This is a genomic window from Mycolicibacterium xanthum, from assembly GCF_019710635.1.
GTDB lineage: Bacteria > Actinomycetota > Actinomycetes > Mycobacteriales > Mycobacteriaceae > Mycobacterium > Mycobacterium xanthum.
Window position 1 is genome coordinate 46,035 of the sequence record NZ_JAIFZS010000059.1, and the last position, 20,054, is coordinate 66,088.

Here is a 20,054-nt window from a genome sequence, read left to right on the forward strand (position 1 = left end):
ACGGCTCAGGACAGGTGCCACACCATCGCGGCGGCCAACGCCCCGAGTCCGTTGAGGGACCAGTGCAGCGCGATCGGCGCGATCAGGCTGCCACTGCGGCGGCGCAGCCAGGTGAACACGAATCCGGCCGCGGCGGTGGCCAGCACGGCCCCCACCACACCGGCAACCATGCCGAAGACACCGCCGCCGAGAATCTTGGTGAAACCGACGTTGCTGGCGGTCAGACCCATCGAGGTGGCGATGTGCCACAGCCCGAACAGCAGCGAGCCGGCGGCGGCCACCCCGCGCCACCCCCACGCCCGGTCCAGCGCACCGTGCAGCACCCCGCGGAACGCCAACTCCTCGGGAATCACGGTCTGCAGCGGGATGATGATCATCGACGCGATCAGCGCGCCCGAGAGCGTCGCGTAGTTGTTGTTGAGGAACATCGGCCGCGTCCACGGCAGCAGGGCGCCCACCGCGATCACCGCGCCGACCAGCCCGACCGCCGCCAGCGCGTACCCGAGACCGGACTTCCAGTGTTCGCGACCGAGCCCGAGTTCGGACCAGCCCAGGCCCCGGTGACGAATCAGCCACACCAATCCGATCGCCGCCGCCGGAACAACCGCGACGTTGGCCCACGGAGTGGTGAAATGCGCCAGCAGGTTGGTCAGGGCCAGCACGACGACGACCACCGCGATGTCCACGTAGATCCGGACGTGGTGCAGCGCAGACAGCTGCGCGAGCCACGGATGATGCTGCTCTCCCGCTACGGCGGCCGCGCTGACGTCAGACATAACCGCTCCAGGTTACCGGCCCGCAGCGTCGACGCCTGCCCGCTGTGGCTCAAGTCACTGAAGTCGGCGCACTATTCGTTGTCGCCGCCGGTGGCGGTGGCGCCGGTGACGCCGGTGGCCGCCGCCACACCCAACCGGCGCGCCGCAGGCCACACCCAGTCCCTGACCTCCGGGATGTCGTCGCCGTGGGTGCGGGTGTACTCGCGGGCGGCGATCCGCTTGTCGGCCATCTGCTGGCGCAGCGTGGCGCACGTCGAACCCAGCGACTCCACCCGGTCGATCACGTCGATCACCAGGTGGTAGCGGTCGAGGTCGTTGAGCATCACCATGTCGAACGGCGTCGTCGTGGTGCCCTCTTCCTTGTAGCCGCGCACGTGCAGGTTGTTGTGCCCGGCGCGCCGGTAGGTCAGCCGGTGGATCAGCCACGGATAGCCGTGGTAGGCGAAGATGATCGGCTTGTCCCTGGTGAAGATCATGTCGAAGTCGCGGTCGGACATCCCGTGCGGATGCTCGGACTCGTCCTGCAGCCGCATCAGGTCGACCACGTTGACGAACCGGACCTTCAGGTCGGGCAGGTGGGTGCGCAACATGTCGACGGCCGCCAGCGCCTCCAGCGTCGGCACATCGCCGGCCGCGGCGATCACCACGTCGGGGTCGGTACCCAGCACCTCGGATCCCGCCCATTCCCAGATGCCCAGCCCCCGGGTGCAGTGCGCCACCGCCTGCTCCATCGTCAGGAAGTTCGGGTGCGGCTGCTTGCCCGCAACCACGACGTTGACGTACTGGCGCGACCGCAGGCAGTGGTCATAGGTCGACAGCAGGGTATTGGCATCCGGCGGCAGGTACACCCGCACCACGCCGGCGCTCTTGTTGACCACGTGGTCGATGAAGCCGGGGTCCTGATGGGAGAACCCGTTGTGGTCCTGGCGCCACACATGGCTGCTCAGCAGGTAGTTCAGGCTGGCGATGGGCCGGCGCCACGGGATGTGGTCGGTCACCTTCAGCCACTTGGCATGCTGGTTGAACATCGAGTCGATGATGTGGATGAACGCCTCGTAGCAGTTGAACAGCCCGTGCCTGCCGGTCAGCAGGTACCCCTCGAGCCAGCCCTGGCACTGGTGCTCGGAGAGCATCTCGACCACCCGGCCCACGCGGGCGAGATGTTCGTCGACCTCCGGCCCGATGAGCTCGGCGTTCCACTGCTTGTCGGTGGCGTCGAACACCGCCTGCAGCCGGTTCGACGCGGTCTCGTCGGGGCCGAAGATGCGGAAGTTGTCGGGGTTGAGCCTGACCACCTCGGTCAGCCACTGTCCGAGCACCCGGGTGGCCTCGGCGATCGAGGCGCCCGGGGCGGGTACCTCGACACCGAAATCACGGAAGTCGGGCAGCCGCAGGTCCCTGAGCAGCAGCCCACCGTTGGCGTGCGGGTTGTCGCTCATCCGCAGGTGGCCGGACGGGGCCAGCTCGGCGATGTCGGCCAGCAGCCTGCCGTCGGCGTCGAACAGCTCCCCGGGCCGGTAGGAGGCCAGCCAGTCGGCGAGCACACCCAGGTGCTCGGCGGTGTCGCGGGCGTTGGCCAGCGGCACCTGGTGCGCCCGCCACGATCCGGTGGTCTTCTTGCCGTCGATGTAGTCCGGGCCGGTCCACCCCTTGGGCGTACGGAACACGATCATCGGCCACGCCGGCCGGGAATCGTCACCGCCGGCGGCCCTGGCCTTGATGGCGGCGATCTCGTCGAGGACGTCTTCCAGCAGCGTCGCGAACCGCCGGTGGGCGTCGGCGTGCTCGGCGGTTGCGTCGCCGCCGTCGGCCACCTCGAAGAAATACGGATTGTGGCCGTAACCCACCATCAGGGCGCGCAGCTCTTCCTCGGGGATCCGGGCCAGCACCGTCGGGTTGGCGATCTTGTACCCGTTGAGGTGCAGGATCGGCAGCACCACACCGTCCTGGGCGGGGTTGGTGAGCTTGTTGGAGTGCCAGCCGGTGGCCAGCGCCCCGGTCTCTGCCTCACCGTCGCCGATCACCGTGGCGACCAGCAGGTCCGGATTGTCGAACGCGGCGCCATAGGCGTGCGACAGCGCGTATCCGAGTTCGCCGCCCTCGTGGATCGAGCCCGGGGTCTCGGGCGCCACATGCGACGGAATGCCCCCGGGGAACGAGAACTGCCGGAACAGCCGCCTCATCCCCTCGGCGTCCTGGGTGATGTCGGGATACACCTCGCTGTAGGTGCCGTCCAGATAGGCGTTGGCCACCAGTCCGGGACCGCCGTGGCCGGGGCCGGTGATGTAGATCGTGGACTGCCCGCGCTCCTCGATCACCCGATTGAGGTGCGCGTAGATGAAGTTCAGGCCCGGCGTCGTGCCCCAGTGCCCGAGCAGGCGGGGTTTGACGTCGTCGCGCGACAGCGGGGTGTGCAGCAGGGGATTGCTCAGCAGATAGATCTGGCCGACCGACAGGTAGTTGGCCGCCCGCCACCAGCGGTCGAGTTTGGTGACCAGCTCGTCGGTGAGCGGGGTGCGCTCCACGGCCTTCCAGGTGTTCGTCGACGTGCTCTCGGAACCGGTGGTGGTCATCTCCCCATCCAACCGCGCATTCGGCGGTTGCCCAACCGGTAGACGATGGCATCCCCATATCCAGATCGTTAACTTCTTCTCGCACCGAATATCGTGGGCGTCTCACCGACCAGGAAAGGCCCCCTGCATGCCCCTCGACCCCAGGACCCCGGTACTCGTCGGTTACGGCCAGGTGAGCCAGCGCGACGAGAACCCCGCCGTGGAGCCGATCGACCTGATGGTGCATGCCGCCCGCGCCGCCGCCGACCCGCGGGTGCTCGAGGCCGTCGACGCCGTGCGCATCGTCAAACTGCTGTCCTGGCGCTACCGGGATCCGGGTCTTCTTCTCGCACAGCGGATCCGGGCCGACAAGGCGGTCACCCGCTACACCGGGGTGGGCGGCAACGTCCCGCAGACGCTGGTCAACCTGGCCTGCCTGGACATCCAGCACGGGGCCGCCGATGTGGTCCTCATCGGCGGCTCCGAGACGTGGCGGACCAGGAGCCGGATGCGCGCCCGCGGAGCCAAACCGGACTGGACCCGCCAGGACGAATCGGTGCCCGTCGCGCCCGGCTCCGACGAAGGTGTGCCGATGGCCGGGCCCGCGGAGATCCGGATCAAACTCGACCGGCCCGCCTACGTGTATCCGATGTTCGAACAGGCGGTCCGCATCGCCGCCGGGGAAACCCCCGACGAACACCGGCGGCGCATCGGCGAACTCTGGTCGCAGTTCAGCGCCGTGGCCGCGACCAATCCGCACGCATGGAGCCGGGAGGCGCTCAGCGCCGAGCAGATCTGGCAGCCCTCGCCGGCGAACCGGATGATCAGCTGGCCGTACACCAAGCTGATGAACTCCAACAACATGGTCGATCAGGCCGCGGTGTTGATCCTGACCTCGGTAGAGAAAGCCACCTATCTGCAGATCCCCACGGAGCGCTGGGTGTTCCCGTACGCCGGCACCGACGCGCACGACACCTACGCGATCGGGGAGCGGGCCGAGTTCCACGGCTCACCGGCGATCAGGATCGCCGGCAGGCGTGCCCTGGAGCTGGCCGGCGCATCCGTCGACGACGTCGAGCTCGTCGACGTCTATTCCTGCTTCCCGTCGGCGGTGCAGGTCGCCGCGCGCGAGCTCGGGCTGCCGGTAGGGGATCCGGGCCGCCCGCTGACGGTGACCGGCGGGCTCACCTTCGCCGGCGGTCCGTGGAACAACTACGTCAGCCACTCGATCGCCACGATGGCCGAGCTGCTGACCGCCCGGCCGGGAACGCGTGGGCTGATCACCGCCAACGGCGGCTATCTGACCAAACACAGCTTCGGGGTGTACGGCACCGAGCCGCCCACCCACGAATTCCGTTGGGAGGATGTGCAATCCACCGTCGACCGGGAGCCCACCCGCACCGCGCTGGTGGAGTGGACCGGCGTGGGCACGGTGGAGTCGTGGACCACGCCGGTCGACCGCGACGGGCGACCGGAGAAGGCGTTCCTGGCGGTGCGCACGCCCGAGGATGCCCGGGTGCTCGCCGTGATCACCGACCCGACGGACGCCGAGACGACGGTGCGCGACGACATCGCGGGTGCGCCGGTGCAGGTTCACCCGGACGGCACGGCCGCGCTGCGCTAGCCGCCGCTCAGGCCCTCGGTGGCCAGGTCGTGATCCAGCGACACCCGCACCAGCGCAGCGGCCAGCGTCGCGGCCTGCCGTGGTGCCAGCGCGGCCAGTTCGGCCGGGTCGTCGGGCAGGCCGAGGCCGGCCGCGGCATCTCTGGCGCGCTGGTCGAAGTACGGCCGCACCCAGGTCCAGGTGTCCTGCACCTCGCGCAGGAAGATGTCGGCGCCGGTGTCGCCGATACCCGTGAACCGGTGCAGGAGCCGCCTGGCTTCACCGATGTCGCGGCCGGCGGCGGTGGCCAGTCTGCGCAGGTCGCCGCCGTACTCGTCGTTGACCGCGGCGGCGATGGCGACCGCCCTGGTGGCCGAGCTCTCGTCGTAGCGCACGTAGTGGGCGCGGCCGAACGCCGCGATCAGCGTTGAGCGTTCGGCGTCGAGCATCGCGTGCGGGGTTCGCAGCCCGGCCGCGAACAGTTCCCGGGCCGCCCGCATCGCGATTGCCGCGCTGATCGGCTTGCTGGCGAGCATGCACAGGATCAGCAGCTGAAACAGCGGCATCGGCTTGTCGCGCATCCGGATGCCGGCTTCCGCGGCGTAGGTCCGGCCGGCCCGGGCCAGCAGGCGCTCCACGACGTGCTGTGCCGACGGCGATTCCATATGACGGGAGTACCCGAACCGGCGGCCCGTAGACAACCGGGTATCGGTCGGTTATCCGGGGCTACTTCGGCGGCAGGCCCTTGGCGAAGTCGATTCCGCGGGCGACCCAGGCCGCCAGCTGCCGTCTGGTCTTGAGACCTCCGGTGGCCACCCGCAGCCAGCCCCGGGTCTGGCGGCCCGCCATGATCATCGGCTCGACGTGCGGACGCGCCAGCAGCCGTTCGGCGTCGGCGGGTGGCAGCCGGACCATCAGACCGCCCCGGGAACTGACCGCCACCGACATGTTGCCGTTGATCAGGAACGCCAGTCCGCCGAACATCGGCTTCGCCTCGACGCCACGTTCGGCGGCGAGGAGTTCACGGACGCGGTCGGCCAGTTCGACGTCGTAGGCCACCCACCCACGCTAGCGCCGCACCTTCACCCCCGCGTGTCAGGCCGCCGTCGCGACCCGCCCGGGTGCGGCCACGGATTCCAGTGCCAGCGCGACGATCTCCGCCACGTCGGTCATCGGCCTGACGTCCAGTGCGGCCAGCACCTCGGCTGGCACGTCATCCAGGTCCGGCTCGTTGCGCTGCGGGATGAAAACCGTTGACAGACCGGCGCGCTGAGCGGCGAGCAGCTTCTGCTTCACACCGCCGATCGGCAGCACCCGCCCGTTGAGCGTGACCTCGCCGGTCATGCCGACGTCGGCGCGCACCGGGCGGCCGGTCGCCATCGAGACCAGCGCGGTCACCATGGTCACACCCGCCGACGGACCGTCCTTGGGCACCGCGCCCGCGGGCACGTGCACATGGATGCGGCGGTCGAGCGCGGTGGGATCGACTCCCAGCTCCGCGGCGTGGCTGCGCACGTAGGACAGCGCGATCTGCGCCGACTCCTTCATCACGTCGCCCAGCTGACCGGTCAGCGTGAGCGAGGCCTCGCCCTCCGACCCGTCGGCGCCCGCCTCGATGTAGAGCACGTCGCCGCCCAGGCCGGTGACCGCCAGACCGGTCGCCACGCCCGGCACCGCGGTGCGCTCGGCGGACTCCGGGGTGAACCGGGGCCGGCCCAGGTACTCGACGAGATCCGGCTCGTCGATGACCAGACCGGTGATCTCGCCGCCCGCCAGCCTGGTGGTCGCCTTACGCAGTGCCTTCGCCAGCAGCCGCTCGAACTGGCGCACGCCCGGTTCGCGGGTGTAGTCGGCGGCGATCTTGCGCAGCGCCGCATCGGTCACGGTGACCTCGTCGTGCGACAACGCCGCCCGTTCCTGCTGGCGCGGCAGCAGGTAGTCGCGGGCGATGGCCACCTTGTCGTCCTCGGTGTAGCCGTCGATCGTCACCAGCTCCATGCGGTCCAGCAGCGCCGACGGGATGTTGTCGACGACGTTGGCGGTCGCCAGGAACACCACATCGGACAGGTCGAGATCCAGGTCCAGGTAGTGGTCGCGGAACGTGTGGTTCTGCGCCGGGTCGAGCACCTCGAGCAGCGCCGCGCCCGGATCACCACGGAAGTCGGAACCCACCTTGTCGATCTCGTCGAGCAGCACGACGGGATTCATCGACCCCGCCTCGCCGATGGCCCGCACGATGCGTCCGGGCAGCGCGCCGACATAGGTGCGCCGGTGACCGCGGATCTCGGCCTCGTCGCGCACCCCGCCCAGGGCCACGCGCACGAACTCACGGCCCAGCGCTCGCGCGACCGACTCGCCCAGCGAGGTCTTGCCGACCCCCGGCGGGCCGGCCAGCACCATGACGGCACCCGAGCCGCGGCCGCCGACAACGGCCATGCCGCGCTGAGCACGCCGGGCGCGCACCGCCAGGTATTCGACGATGCGGTCCTTGACGTCCTCCAGACCGTGGTGGTCGGCGTCCAGGATCTCCCGGGCCGCGGTCAGGTCGGTCGAGTCCTCGGTCGTGACGTTCCACGGCAGGCCCAGCACGGTGTCCAGCCAGGTGCGGATCCAACCGCCCTCCGGGCTCTGCTCGCTGGACCGCTCCAGCTTGCCGACCTCGCGCAGCGCGGCCTCACGAACCTTCTCGGGCAGATCGGCGGCCTCGACTCTGGACCGGTAATCATCGGAGCCGTCGTCGCCGGGGCCCGTTTCGCCGAGTTCCTTGCGGATCGCGGCCAGCTGCTGGCGCAGCAGGAACTCCTTCTGCTGCTTGTCCATGCCGACGCGGACGTCCTCGGCGATCTTGTCGTTGATCTCGACCTCGGCCAGATGTTCGGCGGTCCAGTCGATCAACAGGCGCAACCGGGCGGTCACGTCCTCGGTCTCGAGCAGCTCGCGCTTGCGTACGTCGTCGAGATAGGACGCGTAGCCGGCGGTGTCGGCCAGCGCCGACGGGTCGGTGATCTTGTTGACCACGTCGACGATCTGCCACGCCTCCCGGCGCTGCAGCATCGCCAGCAGCAGCTTCTTGTACTCGGCGGCCAGGGCCTTCGCCTCGTCGGTGACCTCGGCCTCGGCGACCTCGGTCACCGAGACCCACAGCTCGGAGCCCTCACCGCCGGCGCCCGCGCCGATCTGTGCGCGCTTCTCACCGCGGACCACCGCGGCGGCACCACCGCCGGGGACCCGGCCGACCTGCACGATCGAGGCGAGCACCCCGTAGGTGGGGTAGCGGTCGCCGAGCCGGGGCGCGATCAGCAGCTTGCCGGAGTCGCTGGCCTGCGCGGCGTCGACCGCAGCCCGCGCCGCCTCGTCGTCCAGTTCGATCGGCACCACCATTCCGGGCAGCACGATCGACTCGCCGACGAAGAGCACGGGAACTTGCAGAACTTCGGGCATCAATCCTCCAAAGTTGATCCTGATGCGCTCAACCCTGGTGGCGTCGCCTTTGTTCCCGCCGGCGGTTTCGCCCCTGGCAGAACCGGCGGTCGGCCGCACACATCCCCCGGGCAGCCACCCGATCGGGGCATGTCCGGACCCTTCGGGGACCGCAGGATCTGTCGGCATGCCCCCTTGGCGCTTACGCGATTTCCACGACGACGACCTCGACCAGGCGATATCTGTCTGGGACCAGAGCAGGGAGCCCACCGAGGCCGCTCCCGCATTCCCGGTCTCGGAGGTGGTCTCGGCCGCCCGCGCCGGCCAGCCGGCCGTCGTCGCCGTGGTCGCCGACCAGCTCGTCGGCATGGCGGTCGCCCAGGTCAACGGCGATCGCGCCTGGATCACCATGGTGGCGTTGAGCAGCCGCTGGCGGCACCGCGGCATCGGTAGCGCCCTGCTGGCCGAACTGGAGGTCCGGCTGCGCACGCTCGGCGCACGGCGCATCAGCGTGTTGCTGCCCGCCGAGGCGACCGGCACCACCGCGCTGCGCAACTCGGGCTACTCGGAGCGTTCGGACCTGCACTACTTCGAGAAGGTCGACCACGTCGGGCCGTCGGACTCCGGGCTGCTCTCCGCCCTGGGCGGCCGGATCATCGGGCACGGCCTGTGGCAGAACATGGCCGGCATGGAGACCGAGAAGCGGATGATCGAGCGGCGCATCGTGCTGCCACTGGCCCAGCCCGACATGGCTGCGCGCTACGGCGTGTCACCGCCGAAGGCGGCCATCCTGTTCGGCCCACCGGGCACCGGCAAGACCAGCTTCGCCAAAGCCGTTGCGGGACGGCTCGGTTGGCCGTTCATCGAGATCTTCCCGTCCCGGCTCGCCTCACCCGGCGTGACGATGCCCACCGCGCTGCGGGAGATGTTCAGCACCCTGAACGAGCTCGAGGCGGCCGTGGTGTTCATCGACGAGGTCGAGGAGATCGCGGGCTCGAGATCGGGGATACCGTCGGATCCGGCGCACGGGGTGACCAACGAGCTGCTGAAGCTCATCCCGACGTTCCGCCAGCAGGATGATCGACTGCTGATCTGCGCGACGAACTCGGTGCGCTCGCTGGATTCGGCCTTCCTGCGCCCGGGCCGGTTCGACTACATCATTCCGGTGGGCCCACCCGATGCCGTTGCGCGCAAGGCGATCTGGAATCGGTATCTGGGAGCGACCGCCGAGATGGTGGAGCTCGACAAGCTGGTGGAGGCCACCGAGATGTTCACCCCGGCCGATATCGAGTTCGCCGCGCGCAAGGGCGCCCAGTGCGCGTTCGAGCGCGAGATCGAGTTCCGCCGTGGTGAACCCGCGCGCACCGACGACTTCCTGGCCGCCGTGGCCGAAACCCGGCCCACCCTCACCGACGCCATGCTCGGCGAGTTCACCGAGGACATCGAGACCCGCACCCGATTGTGACCGTGAGACCCCCGGACGGCAGGAAGCCTGCCGTCGGGGGTAACGGCAGGCTCCCTGGGTGGGTGGTCGTTATAAGGCGGGCTGAGCCCCCAGCACCCGTTGGATGTCCGGCTTCATCTGCAGGAGCTGCTGACCCCAGTAGCCCCAGCTGTGTGTGCCGTTGGGCGGGAAGTTGAAGACACCGTTGGTGCCGCCCGCCGCGATGTACTTGTCCCGGAAGCTGATGTTGGTGCGCAGCGTGAACCCCTCGAGGAACTGCGCGGCCATCAGGTTGTTGCCGGGCGTACCGGCGTCCAGGTCCGACGGGGTGCCGGTACCGCAGTAGACCCAGATCCGGGTGTTGTTGGCCACCAACTGGTTGATGTTGACCATCGGATCGTTGCGCTTCCACGCCGGATCCGAGGACGGACCCCACATGCTCTCGGCGTTGAAGCCGCCGGCGTCGTTCATCGCCAGCCCGATCAGCATCGGCCACCAGCCCTCGGACGGGTTCAGGAAGCCCGACAGCGAGGCGGCATAGATGAACATCTGCGGGTGGTAGATCGCGTAGGTCAGGCCCGCGCTGCCCGCCATCGACAGGCCGACGACGGCGTTACCGGTCTGCGACACACCACGATTGGCTTCCAGCCAGGCGGGCAGCTCCTGGGTCAGGAACGTCTCCCACTTGTAGGTGTAGTTCTGGCCGTTACCCCGCGACGGCTGATACCAGTCGGTGTAGAAGCTGGACTGCCCGCCCACCGGCATCACCGTCGACAGGCCGGACTGGTAGTACCACTCGAACGCCGGGGTGTTGATGTCCCAGCCGTTGTAATCGTCCTGGGCGCGCAGACCGTCGAGCAGGTAGACCGCGTGCGGCCCACCGCCCTGGAACTGCACCCGGATATCCCGGTTCATCGCCTGCGAGAACACGTCGAGATACTCGACGGGAAGACCTGGCCGGGAGAACGCCCCCGCGGTCGCCGAACCCCCGGCGAAGCCGATCAGCGCGGGCAACGTGACCGCGGCCATGGCGGCAACTGCCGTCCGCCGCGCCGCTGCCCTCGCGGTGCCTCGCCACTTCTCTTTCCACTTCATAACGGCAACCAACCCACCTTTCTGTACATGACCAGCATGTCTCGCAAATACGCCGTCGTGCTGCAGGCGTAATGAAACCGGCTCCGACGGTGGGAATCCGTGCTCGACACAGCAATTCGATATCGCGGTTGGCTAACGATTACGACTCGGCGTGGACTCGCGACCGCCGAAAGGAGCTGTGACCAGTGGGAATAGAGTGATGAAAGGGGTTCAGCGTGGCGCGGCGACGAGCCAGCCGTGCGGCGCGACCACGATGTCGGTGCGGACCTCCGGCGGGGGAGCACCCGAGCCGGCGACGACCTCGGCGGGCCCGGCCCCCAGATCGGTCAGCGACACCGCCATCGGATCGTCGTCGATGTTCAGCGCGACGATCAGCGCGTCGTCGCCGTTGCGCGTCGTGTAGACGTATCCCCGGTTGGTGACCTTCAGCGCAGTGGTGCGCGCGGTGTGCAGCCAGGGATTGCGCCGCCGCAACCCGATCAGATGCTGGTGGGATCGCCAGACCTGCCGGCCGTGCTCTCCGACTCCCTCTCCGGGAGAACCGAATTCGGGCCGCACCGCATCGTCGCCGCCGAAGCGTTCCTCCTTGACCCCGCGGTAGGCGAACTCGTCGCCGGCATAGATACTGGGCGTGCCGCCGGTGGTCAGCAGGATCGTCAGCGCGTGCTCGACGTGCTCGGGCTCGACCAGCTGGCTGGCGATCCTGGTGACGTCGTGGTTGCCGATGAACGTCATCGGCACGAACGTGTCCAGGAATTCGTTGTGCCGGGTCAGCGACCAGTCCAGCTCGTGGAAGTTCCCGTCGTTGAGGCTGCTCCAGATCGCCTTCCACAGCTCGTACTGGGTGACCGAGTCGAACCCGGCGTCCCGGACCCGGGCCGGGTAGTCGCCGTGGATCACCTCGCCGACGAACCACGCGTCCGGGAACCGCTCGCGCACCCGCGGCAGCACCTGCTGCCAGAACCGGTCGGGGACCGCGTAGGCCGCGTCGAGTCGCCAGCCGTCGGCGCCGCGGCCGAGCCAGTGGCACATCACGTCCACGGTGTAGTCGACGACCTCGGCGTTGCGGTGGTTCAGCGCGATCAGGCCGTCGTGCCCCTCGAAGGTCGCGAAGGCCCCGCCGCGCACCCGGAACCAGGAGCGGTCCCCGCCCGCCACCGCGTCGCGGTATCGCGGGAACTCGGTGCCCACGTGGTTGAACACCCCGTCGAGCAGCAGGCGCAGCCCACGGCTCCGGCACTCGCTCACCAGCCGGTCGAAATCGTCGTCGTCGCCCAGCCTGGGATCGATGCGGTAGTGATCGGTGGTGTCGTAGCCGTGGGTGCGTGAGGCGAACACCGGCCCGAGCGCCAGCCCGGAGGCACCCAGCTCGACCGCATGATCCAGCCAGCCACGCAGGTGCTCCAGCCGGTGCTGCTGCGGACCGGGCGCCGGGTCGGCCGGGTGGGCACCCACGAAACCCAGCGGATACACATGCCACCAGAGCGCGTGCTGCACCCAGGCCGGTTCGGTCATCCGGCGAACGCCGTCGCGTACAGCGCCTTCACCTCCTCCGCCAGCTCTGGTGCCGGCCCGTCGACGTGCGCATCCGGGGCCACCTCGGTGATCGGCAGCGCGGCCACCGGCGGCGCCGCAGCGCCCCATTCCCGCAGCCACTGGGTCAGCTGGGCCGACGACGCGGCGTAGACGATTCGCCCCAGGCCTACCCACGCGTGCGCCGCCGCACACATCGGACAGTGCTCGCCGGAGGTGTACACCGGGCTACGGGCCCGCATCTCGGGGGACAGCTGCTCGGCGGCCCAGCGCGCGATGGCGAACTCGGGATGCCGGGTGGCGTCGCCGCCCTTGACGCGGTTGTGGTCCTCGAACAGCACCACCCCGCCGGGATCCGTCAGCAGCGATCCGAACGGCTCATCGCCGTCGGCGAGCGCCGTGCGGGCGAGGTCCACGCACCGGGAAAGGTGCGCGAGGTCGTCGTCGCTGATCGGCACAGGCCGGAGTCTACGCAGAAGGCAGCCTCGAATCCGGCAGTCAACGGCCGAACGCCTCCAGCCGGCACGCGCACGACGCCACGATGGGGACGTCGGCCCGCGCGGCGGCCAGCTCGAGCTGCCTGCCGACGATGACGGCCTCGGCGTCACGACCGAGCCGGGTCAGGCATTCGTGATAGCCGTGCAGGCTCCACACGTTGCCCGGGTGCTGGCACGACCGGCTCAGCGTGGGGTCCAGCCCGAGGTCTGCGGCATAGACCTGCGCCGCCCGCTCGACGTGGCCCTGCTCGAGCAGCAGTGCGCCGTAGGCGTGCCGGGTGGGTTGCATCCAGCCCCACGGCTCGTCGTAGGGCAGCGTGTCGTCGAGCTCGATGGCGCGCTCCAGCGCGGCGAACGCGGCATCGAAACGACCTTCGCGGTAGTCGATTTCACCGGTGAGCATCTGGTCGGCCACCGCCAGGATGTCGCGGCTGGTGTTGTTGAACAGGTAGCGGCTGTCCGGGATCCGTTCATAGGCAGCGGTGAAGGCCTCGCGTTCGGCCCGCGCCTCGGCCAGCCGCCCGGTCGCGGCGAATGCCACACCGCGGCCGTAGTGGATGGTCGCCGCGGTGGTGCAGTAGAGGTCCCGATCCTCGGGCAACGGGGTGTCGATCAGCTCCTGCCAACGGCCGAAGCGGACCAGCACGTGGACCCGCAGCGGGACGAAGGCCTCCAGCCAGTCCGCCATCGGCGGCGACTCGATCGCCAGCAACTCCGGGGTGAGTTGGGCGGCGAGTTCGTCGGCGGCCTGCAGCGCCACCGCCGAATTGCCCTCGAACATCGCCGAGTAGACGACGAAGTGCAGGTTGTGCGCACGGTACAGGGAGTAGAAGTTCAGCGGCCCCTCCCGCTCGACGAACCGCCGATCCACCTGCACGGCGGCCTGATTCGCCACCACCGAATCGTGGTAGTTGCCGCACAGCACGTCGATGTGGCTCGGCATATGGCGCAGGTGTCCGGCGTCGGGGACCAGACCGCGCAACAGGTCGGCAGCGGGCAGTGCATCCTGGGGCGCCGCCGACATCTCCATCGCGTGGATGTACAGATGCAGGACGCCCGGATGCTGTCTGCCCGCCGGCGTCGCCAGGGCCCCGTCGAGGATCCGCTTGGCCTCCACCACCCGCGAACCGGGCGCCGGATCACCTGTCCTGCTGTCCCACAGTGCCCAGGCCGTGACGTTGAGCAGGGCGTCGGCCGCCAGCGCCGCGATGTCGATGTCGTCCGGATATCTCTGCTGCAGCAACGACATCGCGTCGGCGTAGACGCTGTGGCCCACCTCCAGCGCATCGCTGTCGGTCGGGTCGTCGGTGGGGAATCGCTCGGCGAGCGCTCCGATCAGGTCACGTTCCACGGCGGACGCCCGGCCGCCTGCGGCGAGTTCGAGCTCGGCGCGGGCGCGGCCCAGCGAATCGGCCAGGTCTACCGGATCGAAGGCCTCCCACGCCTTGTTGTAGTTCGGTCCGACCGCATAGGCGATGCCCCACCGCGCGATCGAGAGGTCGGGATCGAGGTGCAGGGCGCGTTCGAAACACCGGATCGCCTCTTCGTGATTGAACGCATACGCCCACACCAGTCCACGGTCGAACCACACCTGTGCATCGGGCGACGGTGTGTCGACGCCGCGGTGGTATCGGCCCAGGTCGTAGTAGGGCCCGGCCGCATCCGGCCCGTCAGATGACTGCGCGCCGTCCATACAGGGCACGATAATTCACCCGCGCGGCGGTGGCCAGGACGGCGAGCGCACCACCGGCCGCGGCCCACACCGCGAGCGTCACCAGTGGGACGCCCGCGCCGTGACCACCGAAATAGGACACGCTGCGCAGCAGCGACACCCCCGAGCCCTGCGGCACCAGGGTGGTGAAGGTCGAGTAGAAGCCCGACAGCAGCGGACGACCGACCGGGCCCGCGGCGGCCGCGTTGCCGACGACCACCAGGAACAGGCCCAGCACCACCGACGCCACCACACCGAACGCGGCGGCCACACCGGTCACCGCCGCGCCGACCGCCATCGCGTAGAGCCACAGCGCCCCGAACACCTGCCAGGGGTGACCGACCAGTGCGCCCAGCACCGGCCCGACGTACACCGTGACCGCGCCGGCCAGCACCGCCGAGAACGCGGCCAGCGACAACGGGCGCAGTCCCAGCGTCGCCGGGCTCCGGACGCTGCCCATCAGCCGGCCGAGCAGCGCCGCGCCCAGCGACGCCCCGATCGAGACGAAGATGACGGCATAGAACTCGACGGTGCCCGACGGGTCACCGGCAGAGGTCGGGGCGACGTCCTCGACGACGACGGGCAGCCCGGCCCGCTCGGCGGACGCCCGGCCCAGCGTCTCGGCCGCCGCGGCGACACTGTGCCCGCCGCCGCCGGCGACGTAGATCGTCATCGCGTGATCAGGGGTTACGGCGAACGCGGCGTCGGCCCGGCGTTCGTACACCTGGCTGCGGGCCGCGGCCGGATCGCCGACCTCGTCGACCTGCAACGCATCCTGATCCTGCAGACCCTCGACCAGGGCCGGGGGACCCGACACCGCGACCGACATGTGGTGCAGCGCCGGTTTGGCGAAGGCGCCCGAGTAGCTGGCGACCATCGCGATGACGAACACGGTCAGCCCGGCCAGCGCGAGCACCGCGGCGCACACCGCCGTGCGATCCCGGAACGCCGGGGTCTCGGCGGGGTGGTGTCTACCCATTGTGGGGTCCTTTCTGAGCTGTCGAGATGCCCAGCAGCGCGTCGACGGTGTCCAGCGCGGCGGCGACCCGCGCATGCAGGTCGGTCGCGTCGGGGTCCTCCATCCACGAGCGGAGCACCTCCATGAATCCGCCGACCAGGAATCGGGTCACGGCGTCGGCGGGAAGCGGCGCGATGGCGGCCAGCGTGGCCATGCCCTGCGCGCCGATCTCCTCGCAGGCCGGCGCCAGTTCGGCGCGGAACGCGGTGACCACGTGCTGGGTCACGGTGCTGGGAACGATGTTGCGGTACATCGCCCGGTGCTCGGCCGCGAAGCCGAACAGCCGCAGGATCCGGCTCCGGGCGTCATTTTCGTCGAGGTCGCCGACGGCGTCGGCGAATGCGTGGGTGAAGGCACTGGCCACCGCGTCGTCGCGGTCGCGGAAGTGCCGGTAGAAGACTTGCCTGCTGACCTGTGCCCTGGCGACCAGGTCGCCCACGGTGATGTCGTCGACGCGCCGTTCGTGGGCCATCGCGAAGGCCGCATCCCGAAGCCGGGTGCGGACCCGCTCCGCGCGGGGGTCGGTACTCAGGCCACGATCTGACACACCGGCCAGGCTAGGTCATTTCGTAGACAGTTGTCTACGAAGTGCCGGGTTATCTCAGGCACACCGCTGACATGGTGTGATGCAGGCCGGGCACGGGGTCTGGGGTGACCCGGCGCCGCAACCGTTCAGTGCCCTGCCACGATGTCGGCCTCGTCGGGATGCACCACCGGATCCCTGGCTCCGGGCAGGAACCAGAACGCCACGCAGACGATGCCGAAGAACACATAGCCGAGCGCCACCTGGGGATTGGCCGCCCACGACACCTCGGGCGCGTGGATCAGGCCGATGAAGGACAGCGCCGCGCCCACCGCCGACGCGATCGCGGCGTAGAGGAACTTCTTGTCCAGGATGAACGTGACCATGGTGCCGAGGATCAGGCCCACCAGGACCGCGCCCTCGCCGAGGGTCTTCAGCCCGTCGTAGACCACGCCGGCACCGTTGAGCGCATCGCTGGTCACCTCCACGGCCGAGGTGCCCGCGGCGGACAGGGCGTTGTCGATCATCCCGTGCGCCCACTGCGCGAGGTTCGGCAGCAGCGCCGCGACCACCGCGACCGCGTGCAATCGGGGCACCGCCTGGAAGGCCTGGGCACCGATCAGGAGGCCGATGTAGAGCAGGATCGGCACGATCGCGGGAACCGGGAGCAGCGCGTCGAGCACGCCGAACAGCCCGAGGAAACAAAGGATTCCGACGAAAGCGCCACTGGCCAGCGAGTAGCCGGCGCCGCCGCCGGCATCCTTCCAGCCCGGGTGACCGATGTACACCGCGGGCGGGAACGGCGATCCGAACGCCGACCCGACGACCGCACCGGCGCCATCGGCGAGCAACACGCTGCGCAGGTTGTAGCTGTCACCCGCCGCCGCGGCGCTCTCCACGTTGCTCATCGCCTCGGTGAAGTTGTAGACGCCCAGCGGAATCGCGGTACCGAGCAGCGGTGCCAGATCCGAAAGACCGTTGAACAGCATGTCGATCCGCAGGTCCGGGATGCCGATGGCGATGTCGCTGACCGCCTGCCCGACATCGGGTGCGGACATGTACCCGCCCGCCCAGCCGATCGCGGTGCCGACCAGCAGCGCCACCAGGCCGATCGGAATCCCACCCGGCAGTTTCACATTGGTGAAGAAGCCGATCAGGATGATGGCCAGCACCGGCAGGCCGATCCAGGCGACCTCCCACATCTGGGCGGCCGGTCGCATCGAGATGAACGTGATCGAGATGCCGGCCAGCGTGCCCAGCATCGCGGCGCGTGGTGTCAGCCTGCGGATGTAGGGCCCGACGAACGCTCCGATCATCACGATGACGCCGATCAGGAACGCCCAGGCCAGGCCGGCCTGCCAGGCCTGCATCGGGTCGTCGGTGGCCAGGTAGACCGGCAGCATCACGACGAAGATCACGATGAACATGTGCGGCACGCTCGGCCCGTAGGGCAGGGCGGTGACGTCGGCTCTGTTCTCCCGCCGGGCAAGCCGACGGGCCAGGAACGTGTAGTAGAGATTGCCGAGGATCAGCGCGACACCCAGCGCGGGCAGCACCGTGCCGAGCACGTCGCCGGCGGGCACCGCGATGACCCCGATCATCAGCCCGGTCAATGTCAGCACGTTGACCAGGATGTTGAAGCCGAGGCCGAAGAACGCATTGGTGTCCCCGCGGGTCCACCACGGTATCGACAACGGCTTGGTGTCGGGCGGTTCGATCGGCGGATTGGTGACGTCGGTGCTCATCGGTTCCTCTTTTCGGCCTGGCTCAAACGGGGAGGGTGGTGAGTTGACTGAGTGCCGGGATGACCGCCGCGCTGTCGGCCACCCAGCCGAAGATGCCGCCCTGGGCTTTGACCATCTCCAGACCGATGCGCTGGAACTCGGGGAAATACGAACCCACGCAGTCCGATACCACCAGGCACTCGTAGCCGCGGTCGTTGGCCTCACGCGTGGTGGTGTGCACGCACACCTCGGTGGTGACGCCGGTGACGAGCAGCTGCGTGATGCCCGCCTCGGTCAGCACGTCGGACAGCTCGGTGGCGTAGAAGGCGCCCTTGCCGGGCTTGTCGATGACCACCTCGCCCTCGATCGGGGCCAGCTCGTCGACGATGTCGTGGCCGTACTCGCCGCGGATCAGGATGCGCCCGTACTTGCCCGCGTCCCCGATGCGCTTGGACGGTGCGCCCCGGTTGAGCTTGGCGGGCGGGCAGTCCGAGAGGTCCGGCTGGTGGCCTTCCCGGGTGTGGATGACCATCACGCCGCCGGCCCGTGCCGCCGCGATCAACGCCGCCAGCGGCGGAACGACCTTGAGCAACTGATCCACGTCGTTGCCGAGGCTTTCGCCGAATCCACCGGGCAACAGGAAATCCCGCTGCATGTCGATGACGATCAGGGCGGTCTTGCCCGCGATGACGGGGAACGGACCGGGTTCTGCGGGGACGTCGACGGTATCTGTCACAGGTGCTCCTCGGCGGCGATCAGGGTGGCGGATTCGGGACGGGACGAACGGGGTTCATCGAGGATCTGGGCCGCCAACTGCAGCACGGTGTCGTCCTTGAGCGCGTTGCCCAGCAGCATGGCGCTGTACGGGCGGCCGTCGGCGGTGAGACCGAGCGGCACGGCGGCGCCGAGCAGGTCGAGCAGGTTCCCAAAGTGCGTGTAGTGGCCGAGTTTGGTGTTGCAGTCGATCGGTGCGGCCAGCACCTCCTCGACGGTGAACGTGGTGCCGATGGTCGGCACCACCAGAACGTCCATGTGCCGCCAGAGCCGCGCGACGGCGGCCTTGAGCTCCTGTAGCTTCTGCAGGGCGGCAAAGGTGTCGACGGCGTTGTACCTGTATCCGCCCTGGAGGATCTCACGGACCACGGGATGGATCGATTCGGGTTGTGCGGCAAGGAAATCGCCGAACTCGACCAACCGTTCCGCCACCCACGGCCCCTGGTAGAGCAGCGCACCGGCGGCCAGGAACGGTTCCAGCGACACCTCGACGACGGTGTTCGTACGCGACAACTGCTCACGGAACGCCAGGTGGGCCCGGCGCATCTCGTCGTCGCCGAAGAACTCCAGGTCCGTCTCCGGTGGCAACCCGATCCGGATCGCACCGCCCGCGTAACACGGTCCCCGGTCACGCGACCACGGATCGTCGTCGTCACGTCCGATCATCACGTCGAGCGCCCGGTCGACGTCGTCGACCGAGCCGGCCATCACGCTGATGCAGTCCAGCGATTTGCAGGCCGGAACCAGGCCCACGGTGCTGATCAGGCCGCGGGAGGGCTTGTAGCCGACCACACCGTTGAGGGCGGCGGGCACCCGGCCGGACCCTGCGGTGTCGGTCGCGACGGCGAACGGCACCTGTCCGAGAGCCACGGCCAGCGCAGAGCCGGAACTGGAACCGCCCGAGATCATCTCGCCGCCGAACACGCTGCGCGGGACGGTGTACGGCGTGCGAGTTCCGTTCAGCCCGGTGGCGAACTGGTCGAGGTTGGTCTTGCCGACGTACAGGGCCCCGGCATCGAGCAGCTTCTGCACGGCCGGTGCGGTCGCCGTGGCGATGTACGAGTAGTCCGGACACGACAGTGTGGTCGCCACGCCCTCGACGTCGATGCTGTCCTTGACGCCGAACGGCACCCCGTAGAGCGGCAGCGTCCGCGCGCCGGGACGGTTCTCGATGGCCTCCGCCGCCGCGATCAACCCGTCGCGGGGGACCGTCGACAACCAGGTGCCGTCGTCACCCCGGGCGGCGATCGCATCTGCCACCCGCGCTGCGGTTTTCGCGGGCGAACCCGTCCCGCCCGCATGCGACGCGAGGATCTCCGCGACGGAGGGCCCGATGGATGGTCCTGGATGCTCAGCGGCCATGTCTGTCGATTGTCGACAGAAT

At 69.3% G+C, this 20,054-nt stretch carries 16 protein-coding genes; 2 read left to right on the forward strand and 14 right to left on the reverse strand.

Annotation, left to right across the window (positions count from 1 at the left end; genetic code table 11):
• Window positions 1-5: 5 nt before the first annotated feature.
• Together JDV09_RS21575 and JDV09_RS21580 are read right to left on the reverse strand one after the other, a co-directional pair.
• The gene (locus tag JDV09_RS21575; protein ID WP_221371182.1) at window positions 6-776 is read right to left on the reverse strand and encodes a CPBP family intramembrane glutamic endopeptidase; all 771 of its coding nucleotides are present in this window, start codon (window positions 774-776) and stop codon (window positions 6-8) included.
• 71 nt (window positions 777-847) lie between these two features.
• Complete coding sequence (locus JDV09_RS21580) at window positions 848-3,349, reverse strand: phosphoketolase family protein (protein ID WP_221371183.1); 2,502 nt, start codon at window positions 3,347-3,349, stop codon at window positions 848-850.
• A gap of 127 nt (window positions 3,350-3,476) precedes the next feature.
• Here JDV09_RS21580 and JDV09_RS21585 point away from each other — a divergent pair, with 127 nt between their 5' ends.
• Window positions 3,477-4,952 carry an acetyl-CoA acetyltransferase gene (locus JDV09_RS21585; RefSeq protein WP_221371184.1) on the forward strand — a complete coding sequence of 492 codons (1,476 nt, stop codon included), beginning with the start codon at window positions 3,477-3,479 and terminating at the stop codon, window positions 4,950-4,952.
• Here the strand turns inward: JDV09_RS21585 and JDV09_RS21590 are convergent.
• The 3 genes from JDV09_RS21590 to lon all read right to left on the reverse strand — a co-directional run bounded on the left by JDV09_RS21590 (window position 4,949) and on the right by lon (window position 8,372).
• Window positions 4,949-5,596: an endonuclease gene (locus JDV09_RS21590; protein ID WP_221371185.1), complete on the reverse strand. Its 648-nt coding sequence runs from the start codon at window positions 5,594-5,596 to the stop codon at window positions 4,949-4,951. The two genes, JDV09_RS21585 and JDV09_RS21590, sit on opposite strands and share 4 nt — an antisense overlap.
• A 61-nt stretch (window positions 5,597-5,657) precedes the next feature.
• On the reverse strand, window positions 5,658-5,990 hold the full coding sequence (locus JDV09_RS21595) for a TfoX/Sxy family protein (RefSeq protein ID WP_221371186.1): 333 nt from the start codon (window positions 5,988-5,990) through the stop codon (window positions 5,658-5,660).
• Window positions 5,991-6,026: 36 nt separating this feature from the next.
• Window positions 6,027-8,372, reverse strand: coding sequence for an endopeptidase La (lon, locus tag JDV09_RS21600; protein ID WP_221371187.1), 2,346 nt, complete (start codon window positions 8,370-8,372; stop codon window positions 6,027-6,029).
• A gap of 166 nt (window positions 8,373-8,538) precedes the next feature.
• Here lon and JDV09_RS21605 point away from each other — a divergent pair, with 166 nt between their 5' ends.
• The gene (locus tag JDV09_RS21605) at window positions 8,539-9,816 is read left to right on the forward strand and encodes an ATP-binding protein (protein ID WP_221371188.1); all 1,278 of its coding nucleotides are present in this window, start codon (window positions 8,539-8,541) and stop codon (window positions 9,814-9,816) included.
• A 69-nt stretch (window positions 9,817-9,885) separates the two neighbouring features.
• Here JDV09_RS21605 and JDV09_RS21610 read toward each other — a convergent pair whose 3' ends face one another.
• The 9 genes from JDV09_RS21610 to JDV09_RS21650 form a co-directional block, all read right to left on the reverse strand.
• Window positions 9,886-10,890, reverse strand: a complete 1,005-nt coding sequence (locus JDV09_RS21610; protein WP_221371189.1) for an esterase family protein — start codon at window positions 10,888-10,890, stop codon at window positions 9,886-9,888.
• A gap of 210 nt (window positions 10,891-11,100) precedes the next feature.
• Window positions 11,101-12,405: an alpha-amylase family protein gene (locus JDV09_RS21615; protein WP_221371190.1), complete on the reverse strand. Its 1,305-nt coding sequence runs from the start codon at window positions 12,403-12,405 to the stop codon at window positions 11,101-11,103.
• On the reverse strand, window positions 12,402-12,881 hold the full coding sequence (locus tag JDV09_RS21620; protein WP_221371191.1) for a nucleoside deaminase: 480 nt from the start codon (window positions 12,879-12,881) through the stop codon (window positions 12,402-12,404). The genes JDV09_RS21615 and JDV09_RS21620 overlap by 4 nt, the downstream gene beginning before the upstream one ends.
• A gap of 40 nt (window positions 12,882-12,921) precedes the next feature.
• Window positions 12,922-14,613 (reverse strand): tetratricopeptide repeat protein, encoded by a 1,692-nt coding sequence (locus JDV09_RS21625; RefSeq protein WP_221371192.1) that lies wholly within the window; start codon window positions 14,611-14,613, stop codon window positions 12,922-12,924.
• A complete protein-coding gene (locus JDV09_RS21630; protein WP_221371193.1) occupies window positions 14,591-15,610 on the reverse strand; it encodes a hypothetical protein in 1,020 nt (339 codons plus the stop codon). Before JDV09_RS21630 ends, JDV09_RS21625 begins: the two co-directional genes overlap by 23 nt.
• Complete coding sequence (locus JDV09_RS21635) at window positions 15,603-16,196, reverse strand: TetR/AcrR family transcriptional regulator (RefSeq protein WP_221371194.1); 594 nt, start codon at window positions 16,194-16,196, stop codon at window positions 15,603-15,605. Before JDV09_RS21635 ends, JDV09_RS21630 begins: the two co-directional genes overlap by 8 nt.
• A gap of 125 nt (window positions 16,197-16,321) precedes the next feature.
• Window positions 16,322-17,917: a SulP family inorganic anion transporter gene (locus JDV09_RS21640; protein WP_221371195.1), complete on the reverse strand. Its 1,596-nt coding sequence runs from the start codon at window positions 17,915-17,917 to the stop codon at window positions 16,322-16,324.
• Between the two features lie 22 nt (window positions 17,918-17,939).
• Complete coding sequence (locus JDV09_RS21645) at window positions 17,940-18,632, reverse strand: cysteine hydrolase family protein (RefSeq protein WP_221371196.1); 693 nt, start codon at window positions 18,630-18,632, stop codon at window positions 17,940-17,942.
• Window positions 18,629-20,032, reverse strand: a complete 1,404-nt coding sequence (locus tag JDV09_RS21650) for an allophanate hydrolase (RefSeq protein ID WP_221371197.1) — start codon at window positions 20,030-20,032, stop codon at window positions 18,629-18,631. Before JDV09_RS21650 ends, JDV09_RS21645 begins: the two co-directional genes overlap by 4 nt.
• Between the last annotated feature and the right edge of the window lie 22 nt (window positions 20,033-20,054).

Coding starts and splice junctions, on each gene's coding strand:
- JDV09_RS21575 (WP_221371182.1), bottom strand. CDS start 776: ATGTCTGACGTCAGCGCGGCCGCCGTAGCGGGAGAGCAGCATCATCCG.
- JDV09_RS21580 (WP_221371183.1), bottom strand. CDS start 3,349: ATGACCACCACCGGTTCCGAGAGCACGTCGACGAACACCTGGAAGGCC.
- JDV09_RS21585 (WP_221371184.1), top strand. CDS start 3,477: ATGCCCCTCGACCCCAGGACCCCGGTACTCGTCGGTTACGGCCAGGTG.
- JDV09_RS21590 (WP_221371185.1), bottom strand. CDS start 5,596: ATGGAATCGCCGTCGGCACAGCACGTCGTGGAGCGCCTGCTGGCCCGG.
- lon (WP_221371187.1), bottom strand. CDS start 8,372: ATGCCCGAAGTTCTGCAAGTTCCCGTGCTCTTCGTCGGCGAGTCGATC.
- JDV09_RS21605 (WP_221371188.1), top strand. CDS start 8,539: ATGCCCCCTTGGCGCTTACGCGATTTCCACGACGACGACCTCGACCAG.
- JDV09_RS21610 (WP_221371189.1), bottom strand. CDS start 10,890: ATGAAGTGGAAAGAGAAGTGGCGAGGCACCGCGAGGGCAGCGGCGCGG.
- JDV09_RS21615 (WP_221371190.1), bottom strand. CDS start 12,405: ATGACCGAACCGGCCTGGGTGCAGCACGCGCTCTGGTGGCATGTGTAT.
- JDV09_RS21625 (WP_221371192.1), bottom strand. CDS start 14,613: ATGGACGGCGCGCAGTCATCTGACGGGCCGGATGCGGCCGGGCCCTAC.
- JDV09_RS21630 (WP_221371193.1), bottom strand. CDS start 15,610: ATGGGTAGACACCACCCCGCCGAGACCCCGGCGTTCCGGGATCGCACG.
- JDV09_RS21640 (WP_221371195.1), bottom strand. CDS start 17,917: ATGAGCACCGACGTCACCAATCCGCCGATCGAACCGCCCGACACCAAG.
- JDV09_RS21650 (WP_221371197.1), bottom strand. CDS start 20,032: ATGGCCGCTGAGCATCCAGGACCATCCATCGGGCCCTCCGTCGCGGAG.